The 6,268-nt window shown below is 60.6% G+C and carries 6 protein-coding genes and 2 pseudogenes; 5 read left to right on the top strand and 3 right to left on the bottom strand.

Annotated elements, in window-relative coordinates; genetic code table 11:
- The first annotated feature begins 459 nt into the window (after positions 1-459).
- A complete protein-coding gene (locus tag EN742_RS20530) occupies positions 460-1,257 on the top strand; it encodes a hypothetical protein (RefSeq protein WP_128333209.1) in 798 nt (265 codons plus the stop codon).
- 206 nt (positions 1,258-1,463) lie between these two features.
- On the opposite strand, the gene EN742_RS20525 is transcribed toward EN742_RS20530, so the two are convergent.
- The 3 genes and pseudogenes from EN742_RS20525 to EN742_RS40045 form a co-directional block, all read right to left on the bottom strand.
- The gene (locus tag EN742_RS20525) at positions 1,464-2,417 is read right to left on the bottom strand and encodes a formylglycine-generating enzyme family protein (protein ID WP_245455536.1); all 954 of its coding nucleotides are present in this window, start codon (positions 2,415-2,417) and stop codon (positions 1,464-1,466) included.
- A 39-nt stretch (positions 2,418-2,456) separates the two neighbouring features.
- Positions 2,457-3,440 (bottom strand): sulfatase-like hydrolase/transferase, encoded by a 984-nt coding sequence (locus tag EN742_RS20520; protein WP_245492364.1) that lies wholly within the window; start codon positions 3,438-3,440, stop codon positions 2,457-2,459.
- A gap of 31 nt (positions 3,441-3,471) precedes the next feature.
- Positions 3,472-3,747 (bottom strand): annotated as a pseudogene (locus EN742_RS40045) (sulfatase-like hydrolase/transferase); the annotation flags it as partial.
- Between EN742_RS40045 and EN742_RS39480 the strand changes: the two are divergent.
- From EN742_RS39480 to EN742_RS20505, 4 genes and pseudogenes are all read left to right on the top strand, one after another.
- Positions 3,730-3,978 (top strand): hypothetical protein, encoded by a 249-nt coding sequence (locus EN742_RS39480; protein WP_245492363.1) that lies wholly within the window; start codon positions 3,730-3,732, stop codon positions 3,976-3,978. The pseudogene EN742_RS40045 and the gene EN742_RS39480 overlap by 18 nt on opposite strands.
- A 410-nt stretch (positions 3,979-4,388) precedes the next feature.
- Complete coding sequence (locus tag EN742_RS20515) at positions 4,389-5,279, top strand: helix-turn-helix domain-containing protein (RefSeq protein WP_126055732.1); 891 nt, start codon at positions 4,389-4,391, stop codon at positions 5,277-5,279.
- A 309-nt stretch (positions 5,280-5,588) separates the two neighbouring features.
- Entirely contained in the window at positions 5,589-5,861 is a 273-nt protein-coding gene (locus EN742_RS20510) for a hypothetical protein (protein WP_245482520.1), read from the top strand.
- Between the two features lie 95 nt (positions 5,862-5,956).
- A pseudogene (locus EN742_RS20505) lies at positions 5,957-6,268 on the top strand (pyridoxal phosphate-dependent aminotransferase); the annotation flags it as partial.

Below are 6,268 nucleotides of genomic sequence, written 5' to 3'. Positions count from 1 at the left end.
TTCCGGAGCTAATGCATGTCGCCCAAAAGTGGCCCCGGTTTTGGGAAAACGACATGCAAAAAAACAAAGAGCTAAAGCGCGTCGCATGAGGCCGTTCAGGCGCGACGCGCTTTAGAGTATCCGTCTTGGTCAAGGCATGTCGCAGGACCCTCTTCGGTCGTCCCCGACAAGAGCGTTTGAGAGCACGACGAGCTTTGGCGTGATTGCGGCGATTGCGAGGTTGGCGGGTTTGCCGGCCCCATTTCGCAATGGGCCTTTGCCATGCGCCAGCGCCCTTCCCTCACGCCGATCGACTGAACGGGCGGGCCGGTTGACCCGTCGGCCGCGACCGCATAATTTTAGATGACGCTAATACACAATACCACGCGACGGACGCCATCTTGATCGATTCACTGCAGGGCGAATCCTGCTAATAATGCTGCTATCATTGCTACGAAATTTGATAAGAGGGGAACGGCAATGCGTTTTGACCGGAATCTGCTGCTTGTCGGGCTGGTCCTGCTTGGCTCTGCACGGGCCTTCGCTGCTGACCTGCCGAGCCCGAACGCTCAGACGGTTGAGGAAGCCGCACCGGCGGGCCAGCCATACTGGTCCTTCACCGCGGGCACATATCTGTGGGCGGCCGGCATGAGCGGCGACGTGGGTCAGTTCGACCTGCCTCCGGTTTCGGTGGAAAGCTCGTTCTCCGACATTCTGAAGCATCTGGACTTCGGCGCGATGCTCGTCGCCGAACTCCGCTACGGCGACTTCGGTCTGTTCAACGACTTCATGTACATCAAGCTTTCGGGCGAAAACGCCACGCCCAACGGCATCGTCGCCGACAGCGTCAGCGTCGACTCCGAGAGCGTGACCTACACCGCGGCTGGCGAATATCGCCTGATCGACGACGCCTCGGGCAGCCTCGATCTCCTGGCGGGTGCCCGGATCTGGTCGGTCGATACCGACATATCCTTCAGCGGCGGAGCCTTCGACGGGCTGACCTTCAGCGAAGGCGATACCTGGGTTGACGCGCTGGCTGGATTCAAAGGGCGCTATAACATCAATTCCGAGTGGTATCTGAGCGGCTGGGCCATGGCCGGCGGCGGCTCGTCGGACTACATGTGGGATCTGTGGGGCGGCGTCGGTTATCAGGTCAACGACAAGTTCTCCGCCCTGATCGGCTATCGTGCCTCCGGGGTCAATTACGACAACGGCGACGGCTTCGTCTTCGACGTCGTCCAGCAGGGACCGGTAATCGGGGCGATCTACCGCTTCTGATCCGGCGGCACCCGGCAGAGACTACTGATGCGCTCGCCTATGAAGGCTTGCGGCTGCTCGCCATCAACATTGTCACATCCCGCCTGCGCATGCCGTCAGGGACGGATATATACTTGCCGTAACCGCTTACGCTTTGAACCACTACTTTACTTGAACCGAATCCCCCTGCTTTACGCCGGCCGAGTCCGGGCAAAATGTCTTCGCATTCAACGCGTGATGCAACGGAAGCCGAGGTGGCATGTGGATGTGTCTACAGGCTGCGCCATGCGCGCGGCCGGGCGGTAACGGCGGCAGTAGCTGGGAGCGCACAGGAAGGATCCGCCCTTGGTTACCCTGCGTGGAATCCTGATGTCGGGCGTCAGCGGATCGTAGCTCGCCTCGCGTTCGCCGCCGCGCGGGTTGGCAATCGTGCAACAAGGGCTCTCGATCCGGCGGTGCTCCTGGTACCAGTCAGTCGTCCACTGCCAGACATTGCCAGCCATGTCGGAGAGCCCGTAGCCGTTTGCCGGAAAAGAGCCGACCGGCGCTGTCCATTCGTAGCCGTCCTCGCAATCGTTGCGGAATGGGAACTCGCCCTGGTACGTGTTGGCCATGTGCTGCCCGCCCGGGGTTAGCTCGTCGCCCCATGTGAACTCAGCGCCATCCAGCCCGCCCCTGGCGGCGAACTCCCATTCGGCCTCTGTCGGAAGCGCCTTACCCGCCCAGTTCGCATACGCTTCCGCGTCCTGGTACGCGATGTGCACGACAGGATGATTTTCGAGGCCCCTGAGTCCGCTGGCAGGCCCGCGAGGATGCCGCCAGTTCGCACCGCGCACATAGGCCCACCAGTTGTAGTGATTGCCGCGATCAATGCTGCGTGAAGGCCTCACGAACAAGGCCGAAGCCGGTATCAACGATTCAGCGCTGGCCCCGGGATAGTCCGCCGCATTTGCCGGACGCTCGGCCACCGTGACGTAGCCGCTGGCCTCGACAAAGCGCTTGAACTCACCATTCGTGACAGTCGTGCGATCCATCCAGAAGCCACCGACGACAACGCGATGCGCCGGCGCCTCTTCGGGATAGTGATGGTCGGATCCCATCAGGAACTCGCCGCCAGGGATCCAGACCATAGCGCCGTGCGACGAGGCCGCTGGCTCTGTGGCAAGTCGTGCCTCAGTCATCGGGCGGCCTCGTCTGGACGGCGGTAACTCATCCGCCTTTCAATCCCCCGCAGCGAACATTTCTTGCGGGCTTGGTGTCACCAGCGGTGTGAAGTACGTCAACCGCAGAGCTTCCATAAGCAACAGTGGAGGCTTCATCTGGCTCGCAAGCTCGGTAATTCTTGCCTGCAGCTCCTTGACCTTATCAGGGTTCTTGTCAGCCAGATTGGTGGCTTCTGATTTGTCCTGGGCCAAATTAAAAAGCTCGACCTTCTGCGGTAACGTAGCTGACCATACCAGTTTCCAATCGCCCTCGCGCACGGCGCCGGACATCGGATCAACGTTGTAGACAATCTCGGTGCGCGGCGCAGGTTTCCCATCGCTGATGGCCGGCCACATATCCATGCCGTCCAGCGGCTTGTTCTTGTCGAGCTTGGCACCAGCCAACCCGGCCAGGGTTGGCAACATGTCGACGACGTGCATCAGGCCATTGAAGACACCAGGCTTGATCTTGCCGGGCCAGTTCATGAAGGCAACCGAGCGAGTGCCCCCCTCATAGAGGGTGCCCTTGCCTTCGCGATATGGCCCATTATTGGCGGGAAGTTTGCCCTCCACCTTCGAGTCACCCGTAAACATCGAGTTGATGACGCCGCCATTGTCGCTCATGAAAACGATAAGGGTGTTGTCGCGAATCCCCTTCTTCTCAAGGGCGGCCACGACATTTCCCACCTCGTCATCGATCACCGTGATCATGGCGGCATAGGCTCTACGGTTCTCGTCGGTGATGTTGCTAAACCGGTCGAGATATTCCTTCGGGGCCTGGAAGGGCGTGTGAGGCGCGGTGAAGGCGAGGTAGAGAAAGAGGGGCTTTTTCGGGTCGTGGGTGTTGATGACCCGGACAGCCTCCCGACCGAACAGGGTGTTGTCGAAGCCCTTCTCCTTGATCGGCTTGTTGTTTCGGTACCAGTCGGGGATACCGTGCGAAGCATGTTTGAAATGGTCGATCTCGCCGACGGTTTGCCCCGTAGAATGAATCGAATCCACGTTGTTTCGGCCAGTAATCCGTCTTGGCATGGCCAAGGTGCCATTTGCCGCTCATCGCCGTTTGATAACCGGCGCCTTTGAGGACCTGCGGAAGAAGGGTTTCGTCCAGCGGAAGACCATAGGTTCCCGCAGCGGGGACAACGCCAACCTGCATGCCATAGCGTAGCGGATAGCGGCCGGTCATGAGGGCGCAACGCGTTGGCGTGCACATCGGCTGCACGTAATATTCCTCGAGCTTCGCCCCCTCCGCGGCAAGCTTGTCGATGTTGGGCGTCTTGATGTCTGAGCCATGGTAGCCGACGTCCAGCCAGCCCTGATCGTCCGAAACGATGTAGACGATGTTGGGCTGCGCTGGCTCGGCCGCCGCCGACTGAACGCCCGCAAGTCCGGCAAATACCCCCGAAAGGCCGACGGGTGCGGCAAATCGCGAAACGGCAGCCGCCGTGCCGGCCATCAATGCGTCGCGCCGCGTGATTTTGTTGCCGGCTTCAGCCGGGAAGTCACGATCGTTGCTCATGTTGTGCCCCTGCTCTGCTAAACTGATTCATGCATTCGAACCCTGGCCCGCGCGAACCGAGCAGATAGGATCTTGCGCCGCCTTCCGCGGCTAGGACGCTTGACACCATCGCCGAACTGGCCGTCACGGCCACGCCCAGGAAGCCGGCAGCTCCACAACGCATGATTGCTCGGGCGGGCGCACCCGATGTTCTCGGCGCAGCCCACTGAAACTGGCCTTTTCTGCTCATAGTCCCCGCCCGCCTTTTGTAGGCGATATTCCCGCGCCAATTTGATTTCGCGCAATTTGCTTATAAGATATACCTAATACAACCGTCCTGCTATCCACTTTGCGCAAAGGACGTTTTTTTGACTGCTTGGCCTTCATCGCCTTCGTACAGGGATGTGCTGCTTGGCCCTGACGACCTAACCAGCGCCGCCTCTGGCCTGCCCGTGGAAGTCGACAGGCTTTCGGCAGGCCGGCTTCCCTCGCGCATCCGGCAAATCCAGTCCCCCGGCAAGTGGGCGCTCGACCTGCCAGAATTCAATTGCGCCTTCCGCGCCAGGGGTGGTTTCGATCCAGGCTCCGTGGCGTTGGTGGCTATCGAGCGGGCCTGTGGGTCGACGATATGCGGCATTGCGCTCGAAGATGACTTGATCCTGGCAATCCCTGCCGGCACGAGCGTGACGGCGACGGTCCGGCCCGGTCTCACTTATGCTGTCGCCATTGTTCCGACCGCGACCTGGATGGAAATCCAGTCGATTGCGGCGGGGATGGTTCTCGAACGGATTAACGATCGCCCCGCGGCAGTTCGGCTCGCCACCGACGAAGCGCAAAGACTCAGAAGCCAGATGAAGTCGATAGCAGACCACCTTGGGACAATTGCAAGCGATCCAATTCTGCTTGAGCAGCCTCCAGGTGCAGTCGTGGAATATCTGGGGCTGGTGGCTGACGCCTTCGCGGAGGGAGACAGTCGTGAGACCGGGACAGCCAGTTCCGCGAGTCGTCATTTCACACAAGCGTCGGCGGCCGAGGATTTCATTCGCACTCATATCCGGGAAGACATTCCCATTGTTCGACTGTGCAAGGAAATCGGTGTCAGCCGTCGACAGCTCGAGTACGCCTTCCGCACCACATTTGCAGTGACCCCGCTCGAATTCATCAGAGCGCTCCGCCTCAACGAAGCCAGACGGCTCCTTACCACGGCGCGTGCAAACGGCTTGAGCGTTACAACGATTGCTATGGATTTGGGGGTCACCCATCTGGGCCGCTTCGCCGCGAACTACCGCCTCTTCTTCGGCGAGTCTCCGAAGGAAACACTTCAGCGTGCCGGGAGATCGTGACCCAGGGCGTAACGTGCGCCGAGAAAATTGCGCCGCGTTGTCATTGCAACGAGTTCGATGGAATTGCGCAATCCGGATAGAAGCCGCACTCGTGAATTAGTATATTCTAAAATGCTAACAATAAGCTGCCTCTGATACGCAGGGTCTGCGAGCGGGCACAGCCTGATTTGGGTTTGGCGCAGGCTTGCGTCGGGCGGGTGGTTATATCGGCCGCGAATCTAAGTGCACGGAGTGATGAGCTTCTGGGAGGATGCAAAAATGGCAAGACCTAGCTTGAGATTGACCGGCGCTGCCGGGATCGCCGTCGTCATGATGTTTGCCGATATGGTCGACGCGGTTGCCCCGTTCGCCTCCTTCGTGGGCGACGCACAGGCGAAAGTTGGCCGTCCGCTCACGCCTGGCAGCGTCGCAGGGGTCGCAAGGCGTACCACACGCAGAACAATCCGCCGTACGACTATCTACGTGACCAGGCTCCCCGCAGCGTGCGTGAAGACCACGATCGACGGCACAGTGCTGTGGCACTGTGGCAGCAGGTACTATCAGCCCTACGGCGGACGCTACGTCGTCGTCCACATAAATTGAGCGGAAGTGACGTCCGGTCCTGAAGAGGCGGTGGAACTTGCACCTGCCACTCCCTCACGCTAGCAAGAGGTCCCTTTCTCAGCGAGCCTCTTGCCATGCGCCTGCGCCCTCCCCTTACGCCGATCATCGCCGCGCTTCCCTCGACGGTGCCGTTTGTCGGTCCGGAGGCGCAGGAGCGCGACCGCGGGCACGCCTTCCGCGCGCGCATCGGCGCCAACGAGAGCAGCTTCGGGCCCTCGCCGCGTGTCATTGCCCGCATGACTGCGATCGCCGGCGACATGTGGATGTATTGCGACCCCGACAATTTTGACCTCAAGCAGGCCGCGGCCGCGCATCTCGGCGTCGGCGCCGACAATGTGGTGGTCGGCGAAGGCATAGACGGGCTGCTCAGCCTGGTGGCGCGTATG

Origin of the sequence: Mesorhizobium sp. M4A.F.Ca.ET.020.02.1.1 (assembly GCF_004022645.1) — a bacterium.
GTDB lineage: Bacteria > Pseudomonadota > Alphaproteobacteria > Rhizobiales > Rhizobiaceae > Mesorhizobium.
Note: the sequence above shows the minus strand (reverse complement) of the source record. Positions and strands in the feature narration are given on the sequence as shown.

Coding starts and splice junctions, on each gene's coding strand:
- EN742_RS20530 (WP_128333209.1), top strand. CDS start 460: ATGCGTTTTGACCGGAATCTGCTGCTTGTCGGGCTGGTCCTGCTTGGC.
- EN742_RS20525 (WP_245455536.1), bottom strand. CDS start 2,417: ATGACTGAGGCACGACTTGCCACAGAGCCAGCGGCCTCGTCGCACGGC.
- EN742_RS39480 (WP_245492363.1), top strand. CDS start 3,730: ATGGTAGCCGACGTCCAGCCAGCCCTGATCGTCCGAAACGATGTAGAC.
- EN742_RS20510 (WP_245482520.1), top strand. CDS start 5,589: ATGATGTTTGCCGATATGGTCGACGCGGTTGCCCCGTTCGCCTCCTTC.